The 25,729-nt window shown below is 57.2% G+C and carries 24 protein-coding genes; 18 read left to right on the forward strand and 6 right to left on the reverse strand.

The window, feature by feature from the left end; translation table 11 throughout:
- The first annotated feature begins 22 nt into the window (after nucleotides 1–22).
- On the forward strand, nucleotides 23–784 hold the full coding sequence (mlaA, locus tag ACQE32_RS01515) for a phospholipid-binding lipoprotein MlaA (protein WP_426971825.1): 762 nt from the start codon (nucleotides 23–25) through the stop codon (nucleotides 782–784).
- A gap of 154 nt (nucleotides 785–938) precedes the next feature.
- On the opposite strand, the gene fadL is transcribed toward mlaA, so the two are convergent.
- Nucleotides 939–2,279, reverse strand: coding sequence for a long-chain fatty acid transporter FadL (fadL, locus tag ACQE32_RS01520; protein ID WP_426980723.1), 1,341 nt, complete (start codon nucleotides 2,277–2,279; stop codon nucleotides 939–941).
- Nucleotides 2,280–2,624: 345 nt separating this feature from the next.
- Here fadL and ACQE32_RS01525 point away from each other — a divergent pair, with 345 nt between their 5' ends.
- From ACQE32_RS01525 to sixA, 4 genes are all read left to right on the forward strand, one after another.
- Nucleotides 2,625–2,921, forward strand: a complete 297-nt coding sequence (locus tag ACQE32_RS01525) for a YfcZ/YiiS family protein (protein ID WP_426971827.1) — start codon at nucleotides 2,625–2,627, stop codon at nucleotides 2,919–2,921.
- Nucleotides 2,922–3,123: 202 nt separating this feature from the next.
- Nucleotides 3,124–4,434 carry an acetyl-CoA C-acyltransferase FadI gene (fadI, locus tag ACQE32_RS01530; RefSeq protein ID WP_427021232.1) on the forward strand — a complete coding sequence of 437 codons (1,311 nt, stop codon included), beginning with the start codon at nucleotides 3,124–3,126 and terminating at the stop codon, nucleotides 4,432–4,434.
- A gap of 4 nt (nucleotides 4,435–4,438) precedes the next feature.
- Nucleotides 4,439–6,580 carry a fatty acid oxidation complex subunit alpha FadJ gene (fadJ, locus tag ACQE32_RS01535; RefSeq protein ID WP_426971829.1) on the forward strand — a complete coding sequence of 714 codons (2,142 nt, stop codon included), beginning with the start codon at nucleotides 4,439–4,441 and terminating at the stop codon, nucleotides 6,578–6,580.
- A 170-nt stretch (nucleotides 6,581–6,750) separates the two neighbouring features.
- A complete protein-coding gene (sixA, locus tag ACQE32_RS01540; protein WP_426971831.1) occupies nucleotides 6,751–7,233 on the forward strand; it encodes a phosphohistidine phosphatase SixA in 483 nt (160 codons plus the stop codon).
- A gap of 12 nt (nucleotides 7,234–7,245) precedes the next feature.
- Here sixA and smrB read toward each other — a convergent pair whose 3' ends face one another.
- Nucleotides 7,246–7,794, reverse strand: a complete 549-nt coding sequence (smrB, locus tag ACQE32_RS01545) for an endonuclease SmrB (protein ID WP_250650483.1) — start codon at nucleotides 7,792–7,794, stop codon at nucleotides 7,246–7,248.
- A 166-nt stretch (nucleotides 7,795–7,960) separates the two neighbouring features.
- Between smrB and prmB the strand changes: the two genes are divergently transcribed.
- The 6 genes from prmB to ACQE32_RS01575 all read left to right on the forward strand — a co-directional run bounded on the left by prmB (nucleotide 7,961) and on the right by ACQE32_RS01575 (nucleotide 12,563).
- Nucleotides 7,961–8,893 carry a 50S ribosomal protein L3 N(5)-glutamine methyltransferase gene (prmB, locus tag ACQE32_RS01550; protein ID WP_085072313.1) on the forward strand — a complete coding sequence of 311 codons (933 nt, stop codon included), beginning with the start codon at nucleotides 7,961–7,963 and terminating at the stop codon, nucleotides 8,891–8,893.
- Between the two features lie 21 nt (nucleotides 8,894–8,914).
- The gene (gene aroC / locus ACQE32_RS01555; RefSeq protein ID WP_426971832.1) at nucleotides 8,915–10,000 is read left to right on the forward strand and encodes a chorismate synthase; all 1,086 of its coding nucleotides are present in this window, start codon (nucleotides 8,915–8,917) and stop codon (nucleotides 9,998–10,000) included.
- Nucleotides 10,001–10,002: 2 nt separating this feature from the next.
- Nucleotides 10,003–10,827, forward strand: coding sequence for a penicillin-insensitive murein endopeptidase (gene mepA / locus ACQE32_RS01560; protein WP_426971833.1), 825 nt, complete (start codon nucleotides 10,003–10,005; stop codon nucleotides 10,825–10,827).
- Nucleotides 10,828–10,835: 8 nt separating this feature from the next.
- On the forward strand, nucleotides 10,836–11,639 hold the full coding sequence (locus ACQE32_RS01565; RefSeq protein WP_426971834.1) for a sulfite exporter TauE/SafE family protein: 804 nt from the start codon (nucleotides 10,836–10,838) through the stop codon (nucleotides 11,637–11,639).
- Between the two features lie 64 nt (nucleotides 11,640–11,703).
- Entirely contained in the window at nucleotides 11,704–12,252 is a 549-nt protein-coding gene (locus ACQE32_RS01570) for an elongation factor P hydroxylase (protein ID WP_085070970.1), read from the forward strand.
- Between the two features lie 29 nt (nucleotides 12,253–12,281).
- Nucleotides 12,282–12,563 carry a YfcL family protein gene (locus ACQE32_RS01575; protein ID WP_085070971.1) on the forward strand — a complete coding sequence of 94 codons (282 nt, stop codon included), beginning with the start codon at nucleotides 12,282–12,284 and terminating at the stop codon, nucleotides 12,561–12,563.
- 230 nt (nucleotides 12,564–12,793) lie between these two features.
- On the opposite strand, the gene mnmC is transcribed toward ACQE32_RS01575, so the two are convergent.
- Nucleotides 12,794–14,803: a bifunctional tRNA (5-methylaminomethyl-2-thiouridine)(34)-methyltransferase MnmD/FAD-dependent 5-carboxymethylaminomethyl-2-thiouridine(34) oxidoreductase MnmC gene (mnmC, locus tag ACQE32_RS01580; protein ID WP_426980726.1), complete on the reverse strand. Its 2,010-nt coding sequence runs from the start codon at nucleotides 14,801–14,803 to the stop codon at nucleotides 12,794–12,796.
- A 158-nt stretch (nucleotides 14,804–14,961) separates the two neighbouring features.
- Between mnmC and fabB the strand changes: the two genes are divergently transcribed.
- Entirely contained in the window at nucleotides 14,962–16,179 is a 1,218-nt protein-coding gene (gene fabB / locus ACQE32_RS01585) for a beta-ketoacyl-ACP synthase I (protein ID WP_426973031.1), read from the forward strand.
- A gap of 170 nt (nucleotides 16,180–16,349) precedes the next feature.
- Nucleotides 16,350–17,543 (forward strand): arabinose transporter, encoded by a 1,194-nt coding sequence (locus ACQE32_RS01590; protein ID WP_250650478.1) that lies wholly within the window; start codon nucleotides 16,350–16,352, stop codon nucleotides 17,541–17,543.
- Between the two features lie 30 nt (nucleotides 17,544–17,573).
- Here ACQE32_RS01590 and ACQE32_RS01595 read toward each other — a convergent pair whose 3' ends face one another.
- The gene (locus ACQE32_RS01595) at nucleotides 17,574–18,998 is read right to left on the reverse strand and encodes a PLP-dependent aminotransferase family protein (RefSeq protein WP_427021740.1); all 1,425 of its coding nucleotides are present in this window, start codon (nucleotides 18,996–18,998) and stop codon (nucleotides 17,574–17,576) included.
- Between the two features lie 87 nt (nucleotides 18,999–19,085).
- Between ACQE32_RS01595 and ACQE32_RS01600 the strand changes: the two genes are divergently transcribed.
- Entirely contained in the window at nucleotides 19,086–19,538 is a 453-nt protein-coding gene (locus ACQE32_RS01600) for a rhodanese-like domain-containing protein (RefSeq protein ID WP_250650477.1), read from the forward strand.
- On the opposite strand, the gene flk is transcribed toward ACQE32_RS01600, so the two are convergent.
- Both flk and ACQE32_RS01610 read right to left on the reverse strand, forming a co-directional pair.
- Nucleotides 19,539–20,585 carry a flagella biosynthesis regulator Flk gene (flk, locus tag ACQE32_RS01605; protein WP_426980729.1) on the reverse strand — a complete coding sequence of 349 codons (1,047 nt, stop codon included), beginning with the start codon at nucleotides 20,583–20,585 and terminating at the stop codon, nucleotides 19,539–19,541.
- A gap of 201 nt (nucleotides 20,586–20,786) precedes the next feature.
- Nucleotides 20,787–21,689: a DMT family transporter gene (locus tag ACQE32_RS01610; RefSeq protein WP_426971839.1), complete on the reverse strand. Its 903-nt coding sequence runs from the start codon at nucleotides 21,687–21,689 to the stop codon at nucleotides 20,787–20,789.
- Between the two features lie 128 nt (nucleotides 21,690–21,817).
- On the opposite strand from ACQE32_RS01610, the gene ACQE32_RS01615 reads away from it, so the two are divergent.
- From ACQE32_RS01615 to truA, 4 genes are all read left to right on the forward strand, one after another.
- Nucleotides 21,818–22,606: an AraC family transcriptional regulator gene (locus ACQE32_RS01615; protein ID WP_426980730.1), complete on the forward strand. Its 789-nt coding sequence runs from the start codon at nucleotides 21,818–21,820 to the stop codon at nucleotides 22,604–22,606.
- Between the two features lie 61 nt (nucleotides 22,607–22,667).
- A complete protein-coding gene (pdxB, locus tag ACQE32_RS01620) occupies nucleotides 22,668–23,801 on the forward strand; it encodes a 4-phosphoerythronate dehydrogenase PdxB (protein ID WP_426980731.1) in 1,134 nt (377 codons plus the stop codon).
- A 104-nt stretch (nucleotides 23,802–23,905) separates the two neighbouring features.
- The gene (locus tag ACQE32_RS01625; protein ID WP_426980732.1) at nucleotides 23,906–24,916 is read left to right on the forward strand and encodes an aspartate-semialdehyde dehydrogenase; all 1,011 of its coding nucleotides are present in this window, start codon (nucleotides 23,906–23,908) and stop codon (nucleotides 24,914–24,916) included.
- Nucleotides 24,916–25,728: a tRNA pseudouridine(38-40) synthase TruA gene (gene truA, locus ACQE32_RS01630; RefSeq protein ID WP_426971843.1), complete on the forward strand. Its 813-nt coding sequence runs from the start codon at nucleotides 24,916–24,918 to the stop codon at nucleotides 25,726–25,728. Before ACQE32_RS01625 ends, truA begins: the two co-directional genes overlap by 1 nt.
- Nucleotide 25,729 lies beyond the last annotated feature (1 nt).

A 25,729-nucleotide genomic window follows, 5' to 3' on the forward strand; every position in this document is an offset into this window, starting at 1 on the left:
TTAATTATACAGGGAGAAAATTATGAACTTCCGCCTGACGGGGTTGGCGCTGGCCAGCATTTTGTTAGCAGGCTGCGCCAGTTCACAGCATAACGACGAACCGCAGGGGCGTTCCGATCCGCTGGAAGGTTTTAACCGCACGATGTTTGATTTCAACTACAACGTGCTGGATCCTTATGTGCTGCGCCCGGTAGCGGTCGCCTGGCGCGACTATGTGCCGGTTCCGGCGCGTACCGGCGTCAGTAATTTCCTTGGTAACCTGAGTGAGCCGGCAGCAATGGTGAACTCATTCCTGCGCGGCGATCCCTATCGCGGTATGGTGCACTTTAACCGCTTCTTCCTGAATACCGTGCTGGGTCTGGGGGGCTTTATCGATGTTGCCGGCATGGCGAATGATAAGCTGGCGCGTGAAGAGCCGCCGCGCTTTGGCGGTACGCTGGGTACCTGGGGCGTCGGCTACGGGCCATATGTGGTGCTGCCTGGCTATGGCAGTTTTACGCCGCGTGAGAATGGCGGTGATTATCTTGATACGCTTTATCCGGTATTGAGCTGGCTGAGTTGGCCGATGACTGCCGGAAAATGGGTGCTGGAAGGGGTAGAAACGCGGGCACAGCTGCTGGATTCCGATGCGATTTTGCGTAATACCCGCGATCCTTACGCATTCGTGCGTAACGCTTACTTCCAGCGTCACGACTTCCTTGCCCACGGTGGCAAGCTGAAGCCGCAGGAGAACCCTAACGCGCAGGCGATTCAGGGCGATCTGGATGAGATCGACGCTGAGTAAAGATAAATAAAAAAGCGGGGTGAACCCCGCTTTTTTATGGCGTGACTGGCGCAGGCCGCTTTACTTTTCTGCCCGGACGCCCTGCGCCTTGATACAGGTGCATCAATAAGGCGGGAGACCCCCGCCTTTTCACCTTGATTAAATCAATAAGCAATCAGAAGCGATAGTTAAAGCTGGCGCCGTACAGCCATGCCTTGCCTTCTGAGCTAAATTCGTAAGGCGTGATCGTACCGTTGCGTGCGGTCGCCACTGGATCGATGCCTTCACGCACGGTAACTTTCTGTCCGTGCATATAAGAAACGCCTACATCTACCGACGCGTTCTCATTAAAGGCGTATGAGGCACCCGCGCTCAGCCACAGGCGATCCTGATCCGGAATCGAGATAGAACGCTTATCAGCCGGAACCGGGCTGTCATCAAAGGCGATACCGGTGCGGAACGTCCAGTGCTCGTCATAGAACCAGGTGGTACCGAGCGCAATACGGTAAGCATCGCGATAGCTTTCATCTTTATAGAAAAGCTGCTGACCATTGTTGCCGGTGGCCCTCAGCTCCTGGAACTGACTCCAGCTGGTGTAGGCCAGGCTATAGTGCACCGCCCACTGCGGAGCAACTTTATGATAGCCTGAGACTTCCCACATTTCCGGCAGGTTCAGGGTCAGCGCACCCGGAATGGTGCTGCCGCTGGTGCCGTAAGGCAGATCCAGTCCTGCTCCACCGATAATGGGGTTTAACTGCGAAGGAATGGCGCTTTTGTAATCGCCGTTAAAATCGATTTTTACTTCGGAACGGTAGGTCAGGCCGAAGCGGTTATCATCATCCACTTCATATAAAATACCGGCGTTCCAGCCATAGCCCCATTCATCGCCTTTCAGGTGCGCAATTTGCGTATCCGCCGCGGCGGCTGGCAAACCCACAGCCGGGAGCAGGCCGCCAAGTTCGCCCATATAGCGTTCGATTTTCGCCCGCGCATAAACCGCATTGAATCCCACGCCGAAGCTGAAATGCTCATCCATGCGCCATGCGGTGCTGAGATTAAGATTCGTGGTCAGCAAATCGGTTTTACCGCCGAATGCGCCGCCCGCGTAATCATTATTAAATTCGGTAGCCAGACCGTAATTTGTGGTTGCGGAAGCGCCCACCCACCACTGGTCATTAATGGGTTGCACATAATGAATATTGGGCACCCATTGCGTTGGGGCAATATTATTCGCACGCAGGCTATTACCCGCGCCGCTATCGCCATCAATATTAACATCGGGATCGATAAATACCGCGCCAACAGAAAACATTGGGCGATCCATTAATGCCATCGTCGCTGGGTTACGGCTGGCAGAGGCTGCCGTGTCGCCCATTGCCCCTTCGCCTGAATAAGAGCGACCCAAACCGATTGAAGAAAATTCATTGAGCTGAAAGCCCGCTGCATAAAGATTTGAGGAAGCGATTGCGACTGCTACTGCTAAAGCTGACTTTGCACACAGGTTTTTATGGTTCATGACCACAACCTCATTATGTGATTTTTATAAAATCTGTTACATCAAGTAACAAGGAGCCGGGGATTTTAGGGGCTGAAATACAACGGACAAATCAGACCAGTGCGCACAGTATAGGTCTGACCTGTGTCTATGTTGCAATCTTGTTCTTTAAATATTTCAAATGTGATCGATAAAATAAGATCTCCTTAACAAAAAAAGGCGTTTTCCTGAATCGAAGTGTGCTTAATCCTGCGTCAGATCAATATTATTCGTGATTGCGTTCACACAAGTTAGTGCAGATAAAAAGGCGGGGTAAAATAACCTGCAGTTAAAATTGACTGTATAAAAGCATGCCAGGAGAGAGCGATGAGTGATGCTTTAAATAAATGTAGCGCTAACGAAACAGCAGCCTGCTGCTGCGTTGATGTCGGCACCGTAATGGATAACAGCGATTGTACCGCCTCGTGGTCACGCCTGTTTGAGAATCGTCAGCAGGCCGAAGCGATGCTGGCTTCGCTTACAGAAAAAGCGCGTGGCGTTGAATCTGAACCTTGTGTTATCACCCCGATCTTCACTGAGCAGCCTGATGGTGTGCGTCTGGATGTGGATTTTACCTTTAGCTGCCAGGCGGAAACCCTCATCTTCCAGCTCGGCCTGCGCTAACTCCTGCCTGTCGGCGCAGGAAACGGCGCCGATTTTCCTTGCCCGCAATGCCGGTGCTCGTGCCGGTTTCATCTTTTCGGCAACTGTGTTGCTGCTCTCATTTTCTCGCCGCGCCGCTGGCACGCTTAAACAAACTGTTTACACTGTGCAGGTCTGACCTCTTTGGCAATGATGCTGCGGTCGCGGTTAACAGGTGAGAATAATGAGCAGAGCGCTTCCTTTGCTGACGCGTCAGGGCGATCGCATCGCCATTACCCACGGACTTCGCACTCCCTTTGCCCGACAGGCGACGGCGCTGCACGGCATTCCGGCAGTGGAGCTGGGAAGGATGGTGGTTAGCGAACTCATGGCCCGGAGCGAAATCCCGGCAGAGATCATTGAACAGCTGGTTTTCGGACAGGTCATTCAGATGCCTGAAGCGCCCAATATTGCGCGCGAAATTGTATTAAGCAGCGGTCTCAACGTTCAGACCGACGCCTACAGCGTCAGCCGCGCCTGCGCCACCAGTTTTCAGGCGGTGGCTAACCTGGCGGAAAGCCTGCTGGCCGGTAGCGTCAGCGCCGGTATCGCCGGCGGAGCCGACTCCTCATCGGTTTTACCGATTGGCGTCAGTAAAAAACTGGGCAGGACGCTGGTCGACCTCACTAAAGCCCGCACCCTGAGCAAAAAACTCAGGCTGTTTAGCCAGCTGCGTCCGCGAGACCTGTTACCGGTGCCACCTGCGGTAGCGGAGTATTCTACCGGCCTACGCATGGGCGATACCGCTGAACAGATGGCGAAAACGCATGGCATCAGCCGCGAGCAGCAGGATGCGCTGGCGCACCGTTCCCATCAGCGCGCAGCGCAGGCCTGGCGGGAAGGTAAGTTAACGGATGAAGTGATGACAACCTGGGTGCCGCCATGGCGCGCAGCGCTTCAGCAGGACAATAACGTACGTGAAAACAGCGCCGTTGAGGATTATGCCCGGCTGCGTCCCGCCTTTGACCGTCAGCATGGCAGCGTGACGGCGGCCAACAGCACACCGCTTACCGACGGCGCCGCTGCGGTGATCCTGATGACCGAATCGCGCGCGCGCGAACTGGGGATAACGCCGCTGGGTTATCTGCGTAGCTACGCCTTTACCGCTACCGATGTCTGGCAGGATATGCTGCTGGGGCCTTCATATGCCTCGCCGCTGGCACTGGATCGTGCGGGCGTCGCGCTAAACGATCTTACGCTGATTGATATGCATGAGGCATTTGCTGCGCAAACGCTGGCTAATCTGAAAGTATTTCGCGACGAGCGTTTTGCCCGCGAGGTGCTTAATCGTCCCCAGGCGCTGGGGGAAGTGGACCAGGAGAAATTTAATGTTCTCGGTGGCTCTATCGCCTATGGACATCCTTTTGCCGCAACCGGCGCGCGTATGATTACGCAAACGCTGAACGAACTGCGGCGGCGCGGTGGCGGTCTCGGTCTGGTTACCGCCTGTGCGGCTGGCGGGCTGGGTGCGGCAATGGTACTGGAGGTTGAATAAGGTCATGGAACAGCAATCCGCATTTCATCTGAGCATGCGCAGCGACAATATCGGCATCATCGTTATTGATGTCCCCGATGAAAAAATGAATACCCTGAAGGCAGCGTTTATTGAACAAATTCGGGCGGTGATAACTCAGGCGCGGCAAAACCCGACGCTGGCCGGACTGGTGTTTATTTCCGGCAAGCCGGATTCCTTCATTGCCGGCGCGGATATCAGCATGATCGATCGGTGCCACAGCGCCGATGAGGCACGCAAACTGGCCGAGCAGGGGCAGCGTGTGATGTCAGAGATTGCCGCGCTGCCGGTGCCGGTTGTTGCCGCGATCCACGGCGCCTGCCTTGGCGGTGGACTGGAACTGGCGCTGGCGTGCGATCGGCGTGTTTGTACGCTGGATGATAAAACCCGGCTTGGATTACCGGAAATACAGCTGGGCCTGCTGCCTGGTAGCGGCGGCACGCAACGCCTGCCGCGTTTGATTGGCGCATCCCAGGCGTTGAATTTGATTCTTACCGGTAAAACCCTGCGGGCAAAGCAGGCGCTGAAGCTGGGGCTGGTTGATGAGGCGGTACCGCACAGCATTCTGCTGGAAACGGCAGTTAAGCTGGCGCTGAAAGGCAAAAGCGCGCGTCGTCAGTTGCCACTGCGTGAGCGTTTGCTGAACGGACCGGCGGGGCGCGCCATTCTGTTTCAGCTGGCGGCACGCCAGAGCGAGGCGAAAACGCACGGTAACTATCCGGCTACGCGACGTATCCTGGAAGCGGTAAGAACCGGGCTGGAGCAGGGGATGCGGGCCGGTCATGAAACCGAAGCGCTTGCCTTTGGCGAACTCACCATGACCGCGCAGTCCGCCGCGTTGCGCCAGTTGTTTTTTGCCAACACCGCGCTGAAAAAAGAGTATGACGCCGAATCCGTCACGTTACGCAGTATTGGCGTACTGGGCGGCGGGTTGATGGGCGGCGGTATCGCCGCCGTTACCGCAACCAAAGCGAAACTGCCGGTGCGTATTAAAGATGTCAGCGTGGAGGGAATTAACCATGCGATGAAATATAGCTGGGAGCTGCTGAGTAAAAAGGTCCGGCGGCGCCAAATTAACGCCGCCGAACGCCAACGTCAGATGGCGCTGATTACCGGCAGCATCGACTATCGCGGCTTTAGTCAGCGCGATCTGATTATCGAAGCGGTGTTTGAAGATCTCAGCTTAAAGCAGCAGATGGTGGCGGAAGTAGAACAGCATTGCGCGCCTGATACGGTTTTCGCCTCGAACACCTCCTCTTTGCCGATAGCCCGCATCGCCGCGCTGGCGCAGCGTCCGGAAAATGTTATCGGCCTGCACTACTTCAGCCCGGTAGAAAAAATGCCGCTGGTGGAAGTGATACCGCATCAAACCACCTCCGCCCGTACCATTGCCACCACCGTGGCGCTGGCAAAGCGGCAGGGAAAAACAGCGATTGTGGTAGCCGACCGCCCTGGTTTTTACGTTAACCGCATTCTGGCGCCCTATATAAATGAAGCCATGCGCTGTGTGCTGGAAGGCGAGCCTATTGAAGCGGTAGACAAGGCGCTGATTAAATTTGGCTTCCCGGTGGGGCCGGTACAGCTACTGGATGAGGTCGGTATCGATGTCGGCACTAAAATTCTGCCGATTCTGGAACAGGAATATGGCATGCGTTTCGCCGCGCCGGAAGCCTTCGCCGCCGTGCTCAACGATAACCGCAAAGGGCGTAAGAACGGGCGCGGTTTCTATCGTTATCAGGGCGGAAAAAAACGCCCCGATAAAACCATTTACTCTCTGCTGCATATTCAGCCGCAGCATCGGCTGGACGGTGCGCTGATTGCTCAGCGCTGCGTAATGATGATGTTGAATGAGGCGGCACGCTGTCTGGAAGAGGGGATCATCCGCAGCCCGCGCGACGGCGATCTGGGCGCGGTGTTCGGCATCGGCTTTCCTCCTTTCCTGGGCGGTCCTTACCGCTATATGGATAGCCTGGGGATCGCCAATGTGGTTAATACATTAGCCAGCCTGATGCATCAGTACGGCGATCGTTTTTCTCCCTGCGAAGCGCTTCGCCAACGCGCCGAGCGCGGGGAACACTTTTACAATTCATTACCAGAAGTTAATACCCACAATGATTCAGCGGCTTAGGCAGGGTGCAATTTCATTGTGTTGAGTGGCAGATCCCGACAATAGCTCGTTTAATAAACAATCGGTTGACTATACTCAAGGCATTAGGTTACAACACAGCGTTCATTCGCAGAATGAAGCGTCGGACAGCCTGATGATCTGACGATTTTGTTAAACAACAGCGGTGCTTTATGCAAGTTTTTATCATGCGTCACGGCGACGCTGCACTTGAGGCAGCCAGTGATTCGGTTAGGCCTCTTACCCATTGTGGTTGTGATGAATCACGCCAGATGGCGAGCTGGCTAAACAGCCAGACTCTGGATATTGAACGGGTGCTGGTCAGTCCCTACCTGCGGGCAGAGCAGACGCTGGCAACAGTACGTGAAGCCCTGCGGCTGCCGCAGGAGCAGGAAGTCTTACCTGAGCTGACGCCGGGCGGCGATCCGGCGCTGGTGGCCTGCTATCTACAGACTCTGGCGAAAGAGGGCGTGAAATCGGTGCTGGTTATTTCGCATCTTCCCCTGGTGGGCTATCTGGTCTCGGAGCTTTGTCCGCAGGAGCCACCGCCGATGTTTGCTACCTCGGCCATTGCCTGCATCGATTTTGATGCCGAAAAAAGCGAAGGCATTTTAAAGTGGCAGGTTAGCCCCTCTAAGCTGGCAAAAGCGATGTAATCCTCTCGGCCGTCAGGGTAACTCTGGCGGTTGCCACTCTTCTACTTCAATCAGCACCAGCAAGGCCGCATCGCCCCCAAAGGCTTTAGGTGCCTGATGAAACGCCATCACAAAAGGATGCTGTGCCAGCCACAGCGGTGTTTGCTGCTTCAGGACATGCTTGCCGTGACCGTGCATCACGCTGGCGCAAAAGATATGTTCGCGCCGGCAGGCGGCGATCAGCGCGCCCAGTTCCTGTTTGGCCTGCTGCTGCGTTAACCCATGCAGATCGAGAAAAATTTCCGGCGTATAGTCGCCGCGCCGCAGTTTTTTTAATTCATAGTGGCTGACATCACTGCGCACATAGCGTACCGGACCTTGCTCTGCCAGCAGCGGCTGAAACTCATCTGAGAAATAGTGGCTGTTATCCGCCTGTTCCGACAGCTGACGCTTCAGCGAAACTTCTGCTTTTTTACGCACCGGCTTATGCACCAGGGTATCCTGCTTTAGCTTGCGGGTGCCGGTCATCAGCTGACGAAACAGCGCTTTATCATCATCGCTGAGCTGCTCTTTTTTCTTCATAATCTTCAATTATCTGCTGGTTGAAAGTCGCAGGCTGCACGGCCTGTGGGCTACGATAACCCGCATTGTAAACAAAAGTCAGCTTTTTCACCTCGCCGCGCTGAATTCTTGCCCGCTTCATGGCAAACTACCCGCCGTAATTACGGAACGGCCTGTGGAGGGCAACGTGGACAAAATTTTCGTCGATGAGGCAGTGAATGAACTGCATACCATTCAGGACATGCTGCGCTGGGCGGTAAGCCGTTTTGCCGCCGCCAATATCTGGTACGGCCACGGCACGGATAATCCCTGGGACGAAGCTGTTCAGCTGGTTCTGCCTACCCTTTACCTGCCGCTGGATATTCCTGAGGAGATGCGCAACGCGCGCCTGACCTCCAGTGAGCGCCACCGTATCGTTGAGCGCGTTATCCGCCGTGTTAACGAACGGATACCGGTGGCCTACCTCACCAATAAATCCTGGTTTTGCGGTCATGAGTTTTATGTTGATGAGCGCGTGCTGGTGCCGCGTTCGCCAATTGGTGAGCTGATCAATAGCCGTTTCGCCGGACTGGTAAATCGCGCGCCGCAGCATATTCTGGATATGTGTACCGGGAGCGGCTGTATCGCTATCGCCTGCGCCTACGCTTTTCCGGAGGCGGAAGTGGATGCAGTGGATCTCTCAATCGATGCGCTGGCGGTTGCCGAGCAGAATATTGACGAGCACGGTATGATTCATCAGGTTACGCCAATCCGCTCCGACCTGTTCCGCGACCTGCCCAGGCTGCAGTACGATCTGATTGTCACCAATCCGCCCTATGTTGATGCGGATGATATGGATGACCTGCCCAACGAGTACCGGCATGAGCCGGAGCTGGGGCTGGCAGCAGGCAGCGATGGTCTGAAGCTGGTGCGGCGCATCCTCGCCTGCGCGCCAGACTATTTGCAGGAGGATGGCGTGCTGATTTGCGAAGTAGGCAACAGCATGGTGCATATGATGGAGCAGTATCCTGACGTGCCCTTTACCTGGCTGGAGTTTGATAACGGCGGCGACGGTGTGTTTATGCTGACCCGTCAGCAAATTATCGACGCACAGCATCATTTCAAATTCTTCAAAGATTAATCGCACAATAACGGAGCCGAGATGGCAGGCAACACGATTGGACAGATTTTTCGCGTCACCACCTTTGGTGAGTCGCATGGCATTGCGCTGGGCTGTATCGTTGACGGCGTACCGCCAGGTATTCCGCTAACCGAAGCGGATTTACAGCGGGATCTTGACCGGCGACGCCCGGGCACCTCGCGTTATACCACCCAGCGGCGTGAACCGGATCAGGTACGCATTCTGTCCGGCGTGTTTGAAGGCGTCACCACCGGCACCAGTATTGGGTTACTGATTGAAAATACCGATCACCGATCGCAGGATTACGGCGCAATCAAAGATCTGTTTCGTCCGGGCCATGCCGATTACACCTACGAGCAAAAGTATGGCCTGCGTGACTATCGCGGCGGCGGGCGCTCTTCCGCACGCGAAACGGCGATGCGCGTTGCAGCTGGTGCTATTGCGAAAAAATATTTGCAGATGAAGTTTGGCGTTCAGGTGCGGGGCTATCTGGCGCAGATTGGCGATGTTGCCTGCGAGCTGAAAGACTGGGATCAGGTTGAGCAAAACCCCTTCTTCTGTCCCGATCCCGACAAGCTGGAAGCACTGGACGAGCTGATGCGGGCGCTGAAGAAAGAGGGCGACTCGATTGGCGCGAAAGTGACAGTCGTGGCGGAAAATGTGCCGGTCGGCCTTGGCGAGCCGGTATTTGACCGTCTGGATGCGGATCTGGCCCACGCGCTGATGAGCATCAATGCGGTGAAAGGGATTGAGATCGGCGACGGTTTTGCCGTGGTGAATCAGCGTGGCAGTCAGCATCGCGATGAGATCCGCGCCAGCGGCTTCCAGAGCAACCACGCGGGCGGCATTCTCGGCGGCATCAGCAGCGGCCAGGCGGTGATTGCCCATCTGGCGATGAAGCCCACCTCCAGCATTACCGTGCCGGGTAAAACCATCACCCGCACGGGTGATGAGGTGGAGATGATCACCAAAGGGCGTCACGATCCCTGCGTAGGGATCCGTGCGGTGCCGATCGCGGAAGCAATGATGGCGATCGTGCTGATGGATCATCTGCTGCGCCACCGTGCGCAGTGCGCTGACGTTTCTACCACCATTCCTCGCTGGTAATGATGAAAAAAACGCTTCTTATGCTGGGCGCGCTGCTGTTCAGCGCGTCGACGCTGGCGGCCACGCCGTGGCAGCGCATTACTTCGCCGATCCCCGGCTCGCCGCAGGCGATTGGCGCATTCGCCAACGGATGTGTTATCGGCGCACAGCCGCTGCCGCTGAATAATCCCGCTTATCAGGTAATGCGCCCGGATCAGCGACGCTATTTTGGTCATCCTGACCTGATCCTGTTTATCCAGCGCCTGACGACTCAGGTCCATAATCTGGGGCTGGGGCAGGTGCTGATTGGCGATATGGGCATGGCGGCGGGCGGGCGCTTCAGCAGCGGTCATGCCAGCCATCAGAGCGGGCTGGATGTTGATATCTGGCTGCAGCTACCGAAAAAACGCTGGACGCCGCAGATGCTATTGAAGCCGCAACCGCTTGATTTGGTGAGCGCCGACGGTAAGCGCGTCGTGGCGCGTCACTGGAAGCCGGAGATCGGTAGCCTGATTAAACTGGCAGCGAAAGATGAGCAGGTCACGCGCATTTTTGTCAATCCGGCGATCAAAAAGCAGCTCTGCGCTGATGCCGGTAGCGATCGCGACTGGCTGCGCAAGGTGCGCCCGTGGTTTGCCCACCGTGCCCATATGCATGTCCGCCTGCGTTGTCCGCCGGATAGCCTGGAGTGTCAGGATCAGGCGCCGCCGCCGCCGGGCGATGGCTGCGATGCCGAGCTGGAAAGCTGGTTTTTGCCGAAAAAACCAGGCAGCGGAGCGCCAGTGAAGCGTGAACCGCCGCCGCTGCCGCCATCCTGTCAGGCGCTGCTGGATAAACATTTACTTTAGGACCTTACATGGACTGGTTGGTTGTCACGCCGCAGATGATAGCGGTGCTGTTTTTTGTCGCTATGCTGGCTTCGTTTATCGATTCAATTGCTGGCGGCGGCGGCCTGCTTACCGTGCCTGCGCTGCTGTCAGCCGGGCTAACGCCTGCTCAGGTGCTGGCGACCAACAAACTGCAGGCGGTTGGCGGTTCTTTCTCCGCCAGCCTCTATTTTGTCCGACGCGGCGCGGTATTGCTGCGTGAGCACCGTCTGAATATCGCGATGACCTTTATCGGCGCGGTCTGCGGCACGCTGCTGGTGCAGCATGTGCGCTCCGACTTTTTGCGTCAGGTATTGCCGCTGCTGATTATCGGTATTGGCCTTTACTTTCTGCTAATGCCGCGCTTAGGCGAAGAAGATCGGCAGCGCCGCCTGTACGGCCTACCGTTTGCGCTGGTGGCGGGCGGCACGGTTGGTTTTTACGATGGCTTTTTCGGGCCGGGGGCCGGCTCTTTTTATGCGTTGGCTTTCGTGACGCTGGCCGGTTTCAATCTGGCCAAATCCACCGCGCATGCCAAAGTCCTCAATTTCACCTCTAACTTCGCCAGCCTGCTGTTTTTTATCATGGGCGGCAAAGTGGTGTGGGGTGTGGGGCTGGTGATGCTGCTGGGTTCAATTTGCGGCGCGCGTCTGGGCGCGCGGATGGTGCTGTCGCGCGGACAGAAGCTGATCCGTCCGATGGTAGTAATTGTTTCGGTGGTGATGAGCAGCAAGCTGCTGTATGAAGATTACGGCGCTGCCATTGGTCGCTGGCTCACGCACCTTTTTGGATAATGCTCGTCAATGCGCATGCATAATGCGACAATTTGCGCGTTTTTTTTAGCAGACATATAAGTATATGAACACAACGCACCACTATCAGGACCTGATTAGCGTATTCGATCGCTGTTTCCAGGATGATTTTCAGACGCGTCTAATTAAAGGCGACGATGAACCGATTTATCTTCCGGCGGATGAAACGTCACCCTGGCATCGCGTGGTGTTTGCGCATGGTTATTACGCCAGCGCGCTGCATGAGATATCTCACTGGTGTATTGCCGGTGCCGAGCGTCGCAAGCTGGTTGATTTTGGTTACTGGTATTGCCCCGATGGACGTGACGCCGCCACGCAAAATCAGTTTGAATCCGTTGAGATTAAACCGCAGGCGCTGGAGTGGATGTTCAGCGTCGCGGCGGGCTTTCCCTTCAACGTAAGTTGTGACAATCTCAATGGCGATCATGAGCCGGATCGCATTGCGTTTCAGCGTAAGGTTTATGCTCAGGTAATGCACTATCTTGAAAACGGTATTCCGGCGCGCCCGGCCCGTTTTATCGCTGAACTACAGCGTTTTTATCACACGCCCCCGCTGACGGCGGCGCAGTTTCCCTGGCCGGAAGATCTGCGCTGAACGGAGGCGCGACATAATGAGGAATTGAGATGATCGCAGAATTTGAAACGCGTATTTTGGCCCTGATTGACGATATGGTCGAGCATGCCAGCGATGATGAGCTATTTGCCAGTGGCTACCTGCGCGGTCACCTCACTCTGGCGGTAGTGGAGCTGGAAAAGAGCGGCGAACATACTGCAGAGGCGCTACAGATCCAGGTGCAAAACAGCCTGCAAAACGCTATTGCCGCCGGTGAACTCTCGCCGCGCGATCAGGCGCTGGTGATCGGCATGTGGGATAATCTGTTTTTGCAGGCGCGCCAGCCCGCCTAGTTTTATTAAAAAAACGGCGAAGAGTAACTGACCTTATACCGTGACTGCACGGGGAGGCCAGGCCGATCGTAAAGACGTAAAAAACGTCATCCCTGACAGCTCGGCCCGCGCCTTCCCTGGCGTGGGACGCTTTACTCTTCTGCCGGGCCTCCCCGCGCTGTGGGTGCGGAGTGAGAGTAAAAAGCGGCCCGCAGGCCGCTTTTTACATTTCCTGTACGTACAAACTGCCGTCAGCTCACCGGCTTGCCTTTCAGTAGTTTTCGCACCCAGTAACGATTGGGGTTAAGGGCCGCCAGCGTATCGCGATCCAGCGGTATCGGCTCATCGCACAACTGCGCCGCCAGCACTTCAGCCGCCAGCGGGCCGCTGCATAAACCGCGTGAGCCCAGCGCGCCCAGCACAAACAATCCCGACCATGTTGGAGCAGGCGTTATCTCTGCCAGCGCGTCGCGCTGCTGCGGCAGATTGGCATAGCACGCTAAAAGCGACTCGTAATCCGGCAGATTGCCCGCCATCGGTAAGTGATCGCGTGTTGCGCAGCGCACGCCGTTGCGGGCCTCACCGGCGCTCACGTCCACCGCTTCCGTCCACTCACTTGCGGGCAGACAGTGCCGTAGCCGCTGACGGTTCTCCTGCTGATCCTCTTCACGATAATGCACCGAGGTATCGCCACGATGATAGCTGGCACCAATGCAGTGGGTATTAAACTGCGGGCTGACCGGCGTCAGATAACCTTCATAACACAACACCTGCCTGAGTTCGGTTAAACCGGGCGCGGTTGGAATATGGCTCACCTGGCCGCTAACCGGATAGACCGGCAGCTTAGCGCTTTGCGCCAGCGCGCTAATGGCATGACCATTCGCCAGCACCAGGTTCTGATGCTGCTGATCCGGCGCGTCGGCAAACCGTAGCCGCCAGCCGTTATCCGTTTTTTCCAGCTGCTCTAAGCGATGTTGCCAGTGAACCTGTAGTCCCTGCTGCTGAGCCAGCGTAAACAGCGCCGTGGTGAGCTCTGCCGGGGCCAGCCAGCCGCCAGCAGGATAATGAATGCCGCCGCAGCCGAGCGACACGCCTGCAAGCTGTTCGGCTTGCCCGACATCCACGCCCTGCGCCAGAGCTTCAGGCAGCCCCATTGCCAGCATATGCTGAATTTTATCGTGACTCTTTTGATCCCACGCCAGCTGCGTTACGCCGCACCAGTCATGGGCAAAAGCCACCGGCAGGCTGTCATAGAGCCGCCGCGCAAAGCTGAAGGCGGCGGGGAAAAACTGAGCCAGCGCCGGATCGTGCTGGTTAAGCAGTGGATAGAGCGCGCCCTGACGGTTGCCGGAGGCGTTTTGCGCCGGCGCATCGTCAGCACAGTAGAGCGTAACCCGTTTGCCACGGCGCAGCAGCGCCAGCGCCAGCAGTATGCTGGCGATACCGCCGCCGATAAGAGCAATCTCCTCGCCAGTGGCAGGAGTGCGCGCATACCAGGGAGCGGAACGGGGCAGAGCAGGCGCATCAGCCAGCGTACCGCACAGCATTTCACGTTTATGACCAAAACCTTTACGCCTGGTCACTGCAAAGCCCGCTTGTTGCAGTCCACGCCGCACAAAACCAGCGGCGGTAAAGGTGGCGAAGCTGCCGTCAGCGCGCGCCAGTCGCGCCATCGCCTCAAACAGCGCGGGCGTCCACATCTCTGGGTTTTTAGAGGGCGCAAAGCCATCAAGAAACCAGGCATCCACGCTACGCAGCAGGCTGTCATCAAAATGATGAATAAGCGTATTAACATCGCCGAACCAGAGATCCAGCGTGACGCGTCCGCCATCCAACAGCAAACGATGGCATCCAGGTAGCGCCAATGGCCACTGCTGACGCAGTTGTGCAGCATATGGCTCCAGTTCTGGCCAGCTTCTGTGGGCGGCCGCGAGGTCCTGCTGAGTCAGCGGAAACTTCTCCATGCTGATAAAGTGCAGGCGCTGCAAAGTTGCCTGCGGGCGCGCCTGATGAAAGCGATCAAAAGCGCGCCACAGCGTCAAAAAATTAAGGCCGGTGCCAAAACCGGTCTCTGCGGCAATAAATAAGGCGCGTGAATGCGTGGCAAAGCGGGCGGGCAGATTATTGCCGCCCAGAAAGACATACTGGGTCTCTTCCAGACCGTTCTGGTTAGAAAAATAGACGTCGTCAAATTCTCGGGATACAGGTGTACCCTGATCGTTCCAGTCCAGTTTTGCATGTTCTATCGGAATGTTTTTCAACGGGAATGGCTCACTTATCAGGCAGTGCCGCGATTTTAGCGAGAGCGGTCACATCACGCAAATTTACACAACTATTTTGCTGATCGGACTTGTTCGGCGTACAAGTGTAAGCTAGAGTGCCTGCTAAAACCTAATTATGATGATGGAAGAGGTATTTGATGAAACGTGCAGTGATTACTGGCCTGGGAATCGTTTCCAGCATTGGCAACAACCAGGAAGAAGTCCTGGCATCTCTGCGTGAAGGTCGCTCTGGCATTACCTTCTCTCAAGAGATGAAAGATTCCGGCATGCGTAGTCACGTCTGGGGTAACGTTAAGCTTGATACCACCGGCCTCATCGATCGCAAAATCGTGCGTTTTATGAGTGATGCGTCCATTTATGCCTATCTTTCAATGGCTGAAGCGATTAAAGACGCTGGGCTGAGCGACGAAACCTACCAAAATAATCCGCGTGTGGGCCTGATTGCCGGTTCCGGCGGCGGTTCTCCGCGTTTCCAGGTGTTTGGCGCTGATGCTATGCGTAGCCCGCGCGGCCTGAAAGCAGTGGGTCCATATGTAGTAACCAAAGCGATGGCTTCTGGCGTTTCTGCCTGCCTGGCGACGCCGTTCAAAATCCACGGCGTTAACTACTCCATTAGCTCCGCCTGCGCCACTTCCGCGCACTGTATCGGTAACGCGGTAGAGCAGATCCAGTTGGGTAAACAGGATATCGTTTTTGCCGGCGGCGGCGAAGAGCTGTGCTGGGAAATGGCCTGTGAGTTTGATGCCATGGGCGCGCTTTCTACCCGTTATAACGACACGCCAGAAAAAGCGTCCCGTACTTATGATGCCAACCGTGACGGCTTTGTTATCGCTGGCGGCGGCGGTATGGTTGTAGTTGAAGAGCTGGAACATGCGCTGGCGCGTGGCGCGCATATCTACGCAGAGATCGTGGGCTACGGCGCAACCTCCGACGGCGCTGATATGGTTGCCCCGTCAGGCGAAGGCGCAGTGCGCTGCATGAAAATGGCGACGCAGGGCGTGGATACCCCTATCGACTATATCAATACCCACGGCACCTCAACGCCGGTTGGCGATGCGAAAGAACTGGGTGCGATTCGTGAAGTGTTTGGCGAGAACCAGCCGGCCATTTCCGCAACCAAAGCCATGACCGGTCACTCGCTGGGTGCCGCAGGCGTACAGGAAGCGATCTACACCCTGCTGATGCTGGAGCACGGTTTTATCGCGCCAAGCATTAACGTGGAAGAGCTGGATCCGGTGGCGGAAGGAATGAACATCGTTACCACGCCAACCGAACGTCAACTGACCACGGTGATGTCCAACAGCTTCGGCTTTGGCGGCACCAACGCAACGCTGACGCTGCGTAAATATCAGTAATCGTTTAATGAAAAGCCCGGCGAAAGCCGGGCTTTTTTGTATCTGCAATCTGCTATCGTCATGATATTGCGTAAACTCTCACGTTACCAACGCATTCAGACCAGTGCTCTGCTGGCGTGATGGACGCGGTAACTGACCTGCGTCCGCAATATTCAGGAGATACATGACGAATGTCCGAGACGACAATCAATTCATCTTCCCGGAGTACGGCTTTAGTTGCCTGCACCTCCTTCGCGGTATTTTTAACCTATTTGACCGCAGGCCTGGCGCTGCCGGTTATTCCGCTGTTTGTACATCAGGAGCTGGGTTACAGCAATCTCATGGTCGGCGTGGCGGTGGGTATCCAGTTTTTCGCCACGCTGTTGACGCGTGGACTGGCCGGCAAGCGGGCCGATCGCCACGGCGCAAAAATCACTACCCAGCAGGGCATGATGGCAATCGCGTTGGTTGGCGTCGCCTATTTGCTGGCGGCTCAGCTGGCGCTGCCAGCGGCAGGGAAATTCGCGCTGCTGGCGCTGGGACGACTGCTGTTAGGGTTTGGCGAAAGCCTGCTGTTGACCGGCAACATGACCTGGGGACTGGGGCTGGTCGGGCCGAAGCGCTCCGGCCTTGTAATGTCCTGGAACGGCATGGCCATCTATGGCGCGCTGGCGGCTGGCGCGCCGCTGGGGCTGTGGATCCATGCGCACTGGGGGTTTAGCGGGCTGGGCATCGTTGCGCTTGTCCTGCCGCTGCTGGCACTGGGGTTGAACAGCAGGATCCGGGCGGTTCCAACCCAGAGCGGCGAACGCCCATCGCTGTGGCGCGTGGTGGGGCAAATTCTGTCACCGGGCAGCGCGCTGGCGCTGCAGGGCGTGGGTTTTGCAGTCATTGGCACCTTTACTTCGCTATGGTTTGCAGAGCGTCACTGGGGCAATGCGGGTTTTGCTCTGAGCGCCTTTGGCGGTGCTTTTGTATTGATGCGCATCTTTTTTGGCAACTTGCCTGACCGTTTGGGCGGCGTGCGCGTTGCGGTAGCTTCACTGGCCATTGAGGCGGCTGGACTGGTGCTGCTGGGATTTTCATTCAACGGCTGGATGGCGCTGGCGGGCGCGGCGCTGACCGGCTGCGGCTGTTCGCTGGTCTTCCCGGCGTTGGGCGTGGAAGTGGTGAAACGCGTAGCGCCGCAGGTGCGAGGCACGGCGCTGGGCGGATTCGCTGCCTTTCAGGATGTGGCCTACGGCATCAGCGGACCGCTGACCGGCCTGCTGGCGACCTCGCTGGGGTATGGCTCGGTTTATTTTGCCGCTGCCGCATGTGCTTTGCTTGGCCTGCTGCTGTCGCTGTTAATGGTGCGTCAGGTAAAAACACCATCCGCACCATAATAGCGTTTATCATTACTGGCGGGCATAGATTCAGAACAGGCCCGCCAGCCGGTTCACGCCGCTGATGATTTCCGCGCGCTCCAGCGCGGAAAACCCCAGCAGCCAGCCCTGCTGTTCCGGCATATCGTTGAGCCAGCAGGGTGCCAGACGCGGTAACAGCAGCTGTTGCGCCGCCGCTCGTGCGGTCAGCTCAGCTTCATTCCCTTTACGCAGTAAAACCGTCATCTGCAGTCCGCCACGGCAGGGCAGCACCTCCAGCTGGTCGGGCAACAGCTCGGCAAGCCGTTCCTGCAGCAGATCACGCCGGCTGTGATAAAGCTGGCGCATCAGCCGCAGATGCGCTGCGTAATGGCCCTGCTCAATAAAGGCTGCGGTCACCGCCTGCGGCAGCTGTGCGCTGTGCCCATCTATCACGCTTCGTAAACGGATCAGCGGCGTCACCAGCGGCTCAGGCACCACCATCCATGCCAGACGCAGCGAAGGGAACAGCGATTTGGAAAAGGTGCCAAGATAGATGGTGCGCTGTGGCGCCAGTCCCTGCATGGCGGGCATCGGCTGCGCGTCGTACCAGAATTCGCTGTCGTAATCATCTTCGATAATCCAGCTTTGCCGCTTTTCCGCCAGCGCCAGCCACGCCAGCCGACGTTCAAGGCTAAGCGCCGGGCCAATGGGATATTGATGCGAGGGCGTCAGATAGATAAGCCGTGGCGTACCGTCGCCGGGTATGGCTCCCTGCTCATCAACCGCTATGCCAGTCACGCGCGCGCCTGCACTATGAAAAGCGTGGCGTGCCCCGGGATAGCCCGGATTTTCCATCCACACCTCTTCGCCGCTGTCGAGCAGTAGCAGCGCCAGCATCTGTAATGCCTGCTGTGAGCTGGTTAACACCAGCAGCTGCTCAGGCTCACAGCGCACGCCGCGCGCCTGAGCCAGCCAGGTGCTTAATGCCTGACGCAGCGGCAGCCAGCCTTGTGGATCGCCATAACGCATCAGGGTGTTGCCATGCACTCTTTGCTGGCGAGCGGTGAGCCTGCGCCACAGCTCGTGAGGAAATGCGCGCAGTTCCGGCGAGCCAGCGGCAAAAGCGTGAGGAAAGGGCGGATCCTGGCAGCCTCCGCTGGCGATGACCGTTGCCGCTCGTGCTGAAGGGGTAAAGGGCAACGCGGCGGCGGATCTGCTGGCAGCGGGAGCGCGCACCGTAATAGCGACAAACGTTCCCTGGCCGGTTTTGCGATGCAGATAGCCTTCGCTTTCCAGTTGGCCGTAGGCGGCCTCTGTCGTTACCCGTGACAGTTTTAGCTCAGCGGCCAATAAACGCGAAGAGGGCAGACGGCTTCCTGCTGGCAGACTGCCTTCGCTAATGGTCTGACGCAGCGCGCCGCAGAGCCGGTCACGCCGGGTCGCGCCCGTTTGGGTAGCATAAAGCATGGAGATACGTGCGCTAAGCGAGGCCATAATGGGTCTTATCAGCAAAGAATAATCGGTATCAGTCATCATACCGAAGAGCCGCTATGATGGCAGAAAAACCAACGGAGAAAAAACATGTCAATCACTTCCAGCGTTCTGGCTTTCCCCCCACCTGAAGCGGAGGCCAGCGCAGCCTGGCTGGCGCATAAACTGGCGTATTATGCGGATGCATGGGACGTAGCTGAAGACTTAGCCAATGGTGTAACGGAGATCGTGGTAATAGATGCGCGTTCAGCGCAGGCGTGGCAGGCCGGGCATATCTGCGGCGCAGTGAATTTTCCCCATCGCGATATGACGCCGGAGAGTCTGGCGCGCCTCGATCGCAGCAAGGTCTATATCACCTACTGCGATGGCATCGGCTGCAATGGTTCGACTAAGGCGGCGTGGAAACTGGCCAGCGCCGGGCTGCGGGTAAAGGAGCTGATCGGCGGACTCGATTTTTGGCGTCGCGACCAGCATCCGGTTGTTACAGGAGATAGCCCTGGCGAATGGCCGCAACAGGCTACGGCGCGTGACTGCGGCTGTTAATTAAAACAGCAGCCAAAGCAGGCCAATAACCAGCAGCACTATCAGCGCAGCCAGAGCAGGCCGGTTCGCCAGCGGCTGCAGCGGCGCCGGAAGCCAGGGAACCAGCGGGTTATAGATGGGTTGCGGATTAATATCGCTGGCTACGCGCGGCGTCTCGCTGTCGCTAATGCGCTCGGCGCGACGGGAAAACAGCAGGTTTAGCAGATCCTGCGCCTGCGCGGTAGTCAGAATGGTCTGCGGCGTCGCCTGGAAATTTTGCAGGCTGTACGTTTCTAACATCTGCTGTTCAGCGTTATCCAGCGGATGCTTCAGCGCGGCCTCCAGCATATGCAGCGTCGGGGCATGCTGCTGGCTCAGTGTCTGACGAACCTGCAAATATTGCGTCAGCAGCGGAAAGTGGCGTAACGGGATAGGATCGCCGCTTTTCAGACCGACCAGCTTCAGGGTCGATGACCAGACCGTTGAGGGCTGCTCGCCGGTTGCGGCCGCCAGTTTGACCACTTGTTGATTCAGCGTCTGATGTTCTGCAGGCAGCAGCGAGCGATCGCTGTTGCGCGTTAATTGCGGCTGCGGAATGGTCATTTGACCGTTCTGCAACATGGTCAGCACCTGACGTAGCTGATCCTGCGACAGCGAACTGAGCACCGTATGACCAAAATGCTGGCGGATAAAATCGCTAACGGCCTGGCGATTATTGCCCTGCGGCAGCAGCTCGGTCAGCTGGTGTAACAGTTGGCGGGTCGCGTGATTATTTTGTACCTGCGTAAGCCTGCCATTAAGGAAGTTTTCCGCAGCGGGGAAGTGGCGCGACTGCAACTCGGCATCGTTTTTCACTCCCACCTCGCGGCGTAATCCCGCCCACAGCTCAGGCGCTTTCAGGGTACTGAGCGACATAATGCGCACCACCAGCCTTTCCAGCGTAGTGCGCTGGCCAGGAGAAAGCGGTTGCTCGCCGGGCGTGCCGCCGCTGCGCGGGGCCTGGCCGGATACGCCGGGTACAGTAGTACGATCGCCCTGGGGCGCGCCGGGGCCAGTAAGAGGTTGCATGGCGGAATCCTTAAAACGGCAGGTCAATATCCGGGGCGCGCCGGAAAAGTAGAATAGTCGGCTATGATACCAATCCTGGCGCGGAAAATGTAGGGAATCAGGTGGGATAATTCATTACCGGCGGCGTTTATTACGGGCCGATGCGGGGAAGTCGCAGCACCGGCCCGATTTAGCGCGGAAAAAGCGTACAATCTTAGCGCGTCAGGCCGCTGGATCGTTAGCCGCACGCTGAGCGGCGGTCAGCGGTATGCGCAGGCGCTGCGCCACAATCACGCCAAGCAGCGTAATGCCGCCGCCGATAAAATGATAGCTTTGCAGGGTTTCATGCAAAAACAGCACGGCAATTATCGCAGTAAATATCGGCACCAGATTCATGAAAATGCTGGTGGTGCTGGCACCCATGCGCAGTACACCCTGGATCCAGAGGAACGGCGCGATAATCGAGGCGGGAATACCGGCAAACAGCACCAGCGGGATATTCTGGGCGTTCAGGCTGATATCCGGCGCACGTAAAAAACCGGGAAGTAGCAACAGTACACCGAAGAAAATCTGCATATAGAGGCTTTGCCAGCCCGGCAGGGTAAGCGCCCAACGCCGGGTCAGGACACCATAGAGTGCGTACGAGGTTGAGGCGGCAAACATCATGAGTTCGCCTTTGCCCATGCCGTGCGTCAGCAGCTGAGCCGGGTTCCCCTGGCTTACCAGCCAGGTCAGCCCGCCGAATGAAAGCAGGCTTCCCAGCAGAATTCCCAGCGTCGGCGCAACACGCAGAATAACCACGCTTAACAGTACCGTCAGCAGCGGGATCAGCGCGTTCAGGATGCCCATAAACAGAGCAGTCACGCTGTGCGCTGCGTAATAGGTCAGACACTGGTACAGCACCATACCCAACAGGCCAAGCACCAGCAGCTTCCACCATACCTGCGCCACCTCACGACGGTTGCGCCAGACGGCAGGCAGCACAAAGGGCGTTAGCGCCAGCAGCGCCAGCAGCCAGCGATAAAGGGAGATGGCCGCCGGATCGATAGCGCCAGCGGAAAGCTTGCTGACAATGGCGTTAACCGACCAGATCAGCACCGCAAACAGGGGAAATAAAAAGCTCATAATGGTTTCAACGTCTTTGAATCAATAGTGGACAGTGTACGCTTGTCCGTTTTCAGACAGATAGTTAATATCAGACAAAATGTATCACTGACCGGACAGACAGGCGTTCGGCGCAGCCGGGAGAAAAGATGGTTCAGCTTGTTTATCAGGAACCCGCCTTTGCCAGCGATTTCCGTTTCTTCCTGCGTTATGAGCAAACCAATGCCCGTACGGAATATTTGCCGCACGCGCACCGCTGGGGGCAACTAATTTTTGTCGAAGGGAACGTATTGCAGATAGAGGTGGAGGGCAAACGTCTGCTGACGCCCGCCGCGTTCCCGGTCTGGATCCCGCCTGAGCATCAACATGCCAGCTATAACCATAAGCATACCCGGCTACTGACCTTTAATATCGCTGTGGAACGCTGCGTCGGCATGCCGCAGCAGGCTTGTCTGATCCAAAGCGGTCCGATCGTTAAGGCGATTATGGCCGATTTTGCCGCGCGGCAGCTGCATATACCGCAGATCACGGCTGATTTACGCCTCTGCGAAGTGGTGCTGGATCAACTGTTGCAGGCGCCAGTGCAGGAGAGCTATCTGCCGCGCTCCGATGATAAATATCTGGCGCCGGTGCTGCAGGCGCTGGAAAACTATCCCGGTGATAACCGTACGCTGGCGCAGTGGGCGAAGCAGGTCTATACCACCGAGCGTACGCTGGCGCGGCGCTGCCAGGCTCAGTTGGGGATGACTTTTAGCGAGTGGCGACAGCGGCTGCGATTCCTGCAGGCAATTTCGCTGCTGGAGCAGGGGATGCAGGTGCAGGATATTGCGCTGGAACTGGGCTACAGTTCCTCTTCCGCGCTGATCGTTATGTTTCAGCAGCAGGCGGGCACCACGCCGGAACGCTACCGGGCGCGTGGACGGCACGTCGCGGCATGAATTCCCTGTCTGGATATGGCAACATAACCGCCAATTTTTCAGCTGATGCAGGAAAGCCGTTGTGAAAATTCTGGTAGATGAAAATATGCCTTATGCCCGTGAGCTATTTAGCCGCACCGGGGAAGTGGTTGCGGTACCTGGTCGGCCCGTTCCCACCGAGGCACTGAACGATGCGGATGCGCTGATGGTACGCTCGGTCACCAAGGTGAATGAGGCGCTGCTGGGCGGCAAAGGGATAAAGTTTGTTGGCACCGCCACGGCAGGCACCGATCATGTCGATGAGGATTTTCTGGCGCGCGCCGGGATTGGCTTTTCCGCTGCGCCCGGCTGCAACGCCATCGCCGTAGTGGAATACGTTTTTTCTGCACTGCTGATGCTGGCGGAACGCGATGGCTTTCAGCTAAGCGATCGCACCGTGGGGATTGTGGGCGTCGGCAACGTTGGCGGGCGTCTGCAAAAACGGCTCGAAGCGCTGGGCATTAAGACGCTGCTGTGCGATCCGCCACGTGCCGATCGCGGCGACGCGGGTGAGTTTCATTCACTGGAGAAGCTGGTGGCGGAAGCGGATGTGCTGACCTTCCATACGCCGCTGCATAAAGCGGGGCCTTATCAGACGCTGCACCTGGCCGATGAAACGCTGCTGCAGGCGTTGCAGCCGGACTCGATTTTAATCAATGCCTGCCGTGGATCGGTGGTGGATAACGCCGCCTTGCTGCGGGTGCTGCAGCAGCGTCGCGATTTAAGCGTGGTGCTGGATGTGTGGGAACCGGAGCCGGATCTGAACGTGGCGCTGCTGGAGCGGGTAGATATCGGCACTCCGCATATTGCTGGCTATACGCTGGAAGGAAAAGCGCGCGGCACCACGCAGGTATTTGAAGCCTGGACGCGCTTTATCGGTCAGGCGCAGCAGGTGGCGCTGGAGACGCTGCTGCCTGCGCCAGAGTTTGACCGCATTACGCTGCGCGGCCCGCTGGATCAGCCAACGCTAAAACGTCTGGCGCATCTGGTGTATGATGTGCGCCGCGATGATGCGCCGCTGAGAAAAGTCGCAGGCCAGCCCGGTGAATTTGATCGCCTGCGCAAGCAATATCTGGAACGACGCGAATGGTCATCGCTGCGGGTTGAGTGTGATAACGCTGACGCGGCGGCGCTGCTGCAAAAGCTGGGCTTTAATGCGGTCCATCAGCCAGCATAACCCTTATTATTTCGCCTGCGCTTATCGCAGGGGAATAATCTGAATCAACGGGCGGTGAATATCACCGCCTTCTGTTTTTATGTCATTGTCTGGAGTAAACCAACATGTCTGACGGCTGGAATATTGCGCTTTTAGGCGCGACAGGCGCAGTAGGGAACGCTTTACTGGAGTTGCTGGCCGAACGCCAGTTCCCGGTTGGTGAAATGTATTTGTTGGCAAGCGAGCGTAGCGCTGGAGAAAGCGTACGGTTTGCCGGGCACTCTTTGCGCGTTCAGGACGCCAGTGAATTTGACTGGTCGCAGGCGCAGCTGGCCTTTTTTGTGGCCGGTCGCGATGCGTCGGCGCGCTACGCAGAGGAAGCGGCCAGCGCAGGTTGTCTGGTGATTGACAGCAGCGATCTGTTTGCGCTGGAACCGGATGTGCCGCTGGTGGTGCCGGATGTGAATCCTCAGGTGCTGGCGGACTACCGTAACCGCAATATCATTAGCGTTGCGGACAGCCTGACCAGTCAGCTGCTGAGCGCCATCAAGCCGCTTACCGATCAGGCCGGTCTGGGCCGTCTGCAGGTGACTAATCTGCTGTCGGTATCGGCGCACGGCAAGGCGGCGGTAGATTCGCTGGCGGGCGAAAGTGCGCGTCTGCTGAACGGCCTGCCAGCCGAAGAGCATCACTTTGGCCGTCAGTTAGCGTTTAACCTGTTGCCGCAGTTGCCGGACAACACCGGCAGCGTGGAAAGCGAACGTCGTCTGGTTGAGCAGGTGCGTAAAGTGCTGCAGGACGAAGGATTACCGATCGCGGTCAGCAGCGTGCAGGCGCCGGTGTTTTACGGCAATGCGCAGATTGTGCATCTGGAAAGCCTGCGTCCGCTTTCAGCGGAAGAGGCGCGCGATGAGCTGTCGCGCATCGATGAGATTGTGTTGTCGGATGAAAACAACTATCCGACTCAGGTAACGGATGCCTCAGATAATGCCAATCTCAATGTGGGTTGTCTGCGTAACGATTACGGTATCCCGGAACTGCTGCAGTTCTGGTCGGTGGCCGATAACGTGCGCTTCGGCGGCGCGCTGATGGCGATAAAAACTGCTGAAAAGCTGGTACAGGAGTATCTGTACTAATGACGCAGGCGGTTAACCCGGGCGTCAGTAAACTGGCGCTCGGTATTGAATATGACGGCAGCCGTTATTATGGCTGGCAGCGACAGCAGGAAGTGCGCAGCGTGCAGGCACGTCTGGAGCAGGCACTGTCGCAGGTGGCAAACCATGACGTTACGGTATTTTGTGCCGGACGTACCGATGCGGGCGTACACGGCACCGGCCAGGTGGTGCATTTTGAAACCACGTCGGTGCGGAAAGACGCCGCCTGGACGTTGGGCGTCAACGCTAATTTGCCGGACGATATTGCTGTGCGGTGGGTAAAAGCGGTGCCGGACGAATTTCATGCGCGCTTTAGCGCAACGGCGCGGCGTTATCGCTATGTGATTTATAATCACCGGCTGCGTCCGGCGATTTTGCACGGTGGCGTAACGCATTTTCATCTGCCGCTGGATGTGGAAAAAATGCACCGCGCCGGGCAGTGTTTGTTGGGCGAAAACGACTTTACCTCGTTTCGTGCGGTGCAGTGCCAGTCGCGCACGCCCTGGCGTAATGTGATGCACCTTAACGTCAGCCGCCACGGCGGTTATGTGGTGGTAGATATCAAGGCCAACGCGTTTGTCCATCATATGGTGCGCAATATCGTTGGCAGTTTGCTGGAGATCGGCTGCGGCAATCAGCCTGAAGGCTGGATGGCTGAGCTGCTGGCGGCCAAAGATCGTAAGCTGGCCGCCGCAACGGCCAAAGCGGAGGGACTTTATCTGGTCGCCGTTGATTACCCGGCGCATTTTGCTTTACCCCGGCCCCCGATGGGGCCGCTGTTTCTCGAAGATTAAC

It is taken from the genome of Pantoea sp. FN0302, assembly GCF_050113775.1.
GTDB classification, from domain to species: Bacteria; Pseudomonadota; Gammaproteobacteria; order Enterobacterales; family Enterobacteriaceae; genus Mixta; species Mixta alhagi.

Bases quoted from the DNA above. Each gene is read 5' to 3' on its own strand.
- flk (WP_426980729.1), bottom strand. From the start codon at position 20,585: ATGCAACCTCTTACTGGCCCCGGCGCGCCCCAGGGCGATCGTACTACT.
- ACQE32_RS01595 (WP_427021740.1), bottom strand. From the start codon at position 18,998: ATGGCCTCGCTTAGCGCACGTATCTCCATGCTTTATGCTACCCAAACG.
- ACQE32_RS01615 (WP_426980730.1), top strand. From the start codon at position 21,818: ATGGTTCAGCTTGTTTATCAGGAACCCGCCTTTGCCAGCGATTTCCGT.
- ACQE32_RS01600 (WP_250650477.1), top strand. From the start codon at position 19,086: ATGTCAATCACTTCCAGCGTTCTGGCTTTCCCCCCACCTGAAGCGGAG.
- mlaA (WP_426971825.1), top strand. From the start codon at position 23: ATGAACTTCCGCCTGACGGGGTTGGCGCTGGCCAGCATTTTGTTAGCA.
- fadJ (WP_426971829.1), top strand. From the start codon at position 4,439: ATGGAACAGCAATCCGCATTTCATCTGAGCATGCGCAGCGACAATATC.
- ACQE32_RS01610 (WP_426971839.1), bottom strand. From the start codon at position 21,689: ATGAGCTTTTTATTTCCCCTGTTTGCGGTGCTGATCTGGTCGGTTAAC.
- ACQE32_RS01625 (WP_426980732.1), top strand. From the start codon at position 23,906: ATGTCTGACGGCTGGAATATTGCGCTTTTAGGCGCGACAGGCGCAGTA.
- mepA (WP_426971833.1), top strand. From the start codon at position 10,003: ATGAAAAAAACGCTTCTTATGCTGGGCGCGCTGCTGTTCAGCGCGTCG.
- sixA (WP_426971831.1), top strand. From the start codon at position 6,751: ATGCAAGTTTTTATCATGCGTCACGGCGACGCTGCACTTGAGGCAGCC.
- fabB (WP_426973031.1), top strand. From the start codon at position 14,962: ATGAAACGTGCAGTGATTACTGGCCTGGGAATCGTTTCCAGCATTGGC.
- truA (WP_426971843.1), top strand. From the start codon at position 24,916: ATGACGCAGGCGGTTAACCCGGGCGTCAGTAAACTGGCGCTCGGTATT.
- fadI (WP_427021232.1), top strand. From the start codon at position 3,124: ATGAGCAGAGCGCTTCCTTTGCTGACGCGTCAGGGCGATCGCATCGCC.
- ACQE32_RS01570 (WP_085070970.1), top strand. From the start codon at position 11,704: ATGAACACAACGCACCACTATCAGGACCTGATTAGCGTATTCGATCGC.
- ACQE32_RS01575 (WP_085070971.1), top strand. From the start codon at position 12,282: ATGATCGCAGAATTTGAAACGCGTATTTTGGCCCTGATTGACGATATG.
- ACQE32_RS01525 (WP_426971827.1), top strand. From the start codon at position 2,625: ATGAGTGATGCTTTAAATAAATGTAGCGCTAACGAAACAGCAGCCTGC.
- aroC (WP_426971832.1), top strand. From the start codon at position 8,915: ATGGCAGGCAACACGATTGGACAGATTTTTCGCGTCACCACCTTTGGT.
- fadL (WP_426980723.1), bottom strand. From the start codon at position 2,279: ATGAACCATAAAAACCTGTGTGCAAAGTCAGCTTTAGCAGTAGCAGTC.
- smrB (WP_250650483.1), bottom strand. From the start codon at position 7,794: ATGAAGAAAAAAGAGCAGCTCAGCGATGATGATAAAGCGCTGTTTCGT.
- ACQE32_RS01590 (WP_250650478.1), top strand. From the start codon at position 16,350: ATGTCCGAGACGACAATCAATTCATCTTCCCGGAGTACGGCTTTAGTT.
- ACQE32_RS01565 (WP_426971834.1), top strand. From the start codon at position 10,836: ATGGACTGGTTGGTTGTCACGCCGCAGATGATAGCGGTGCTGTTTTTT.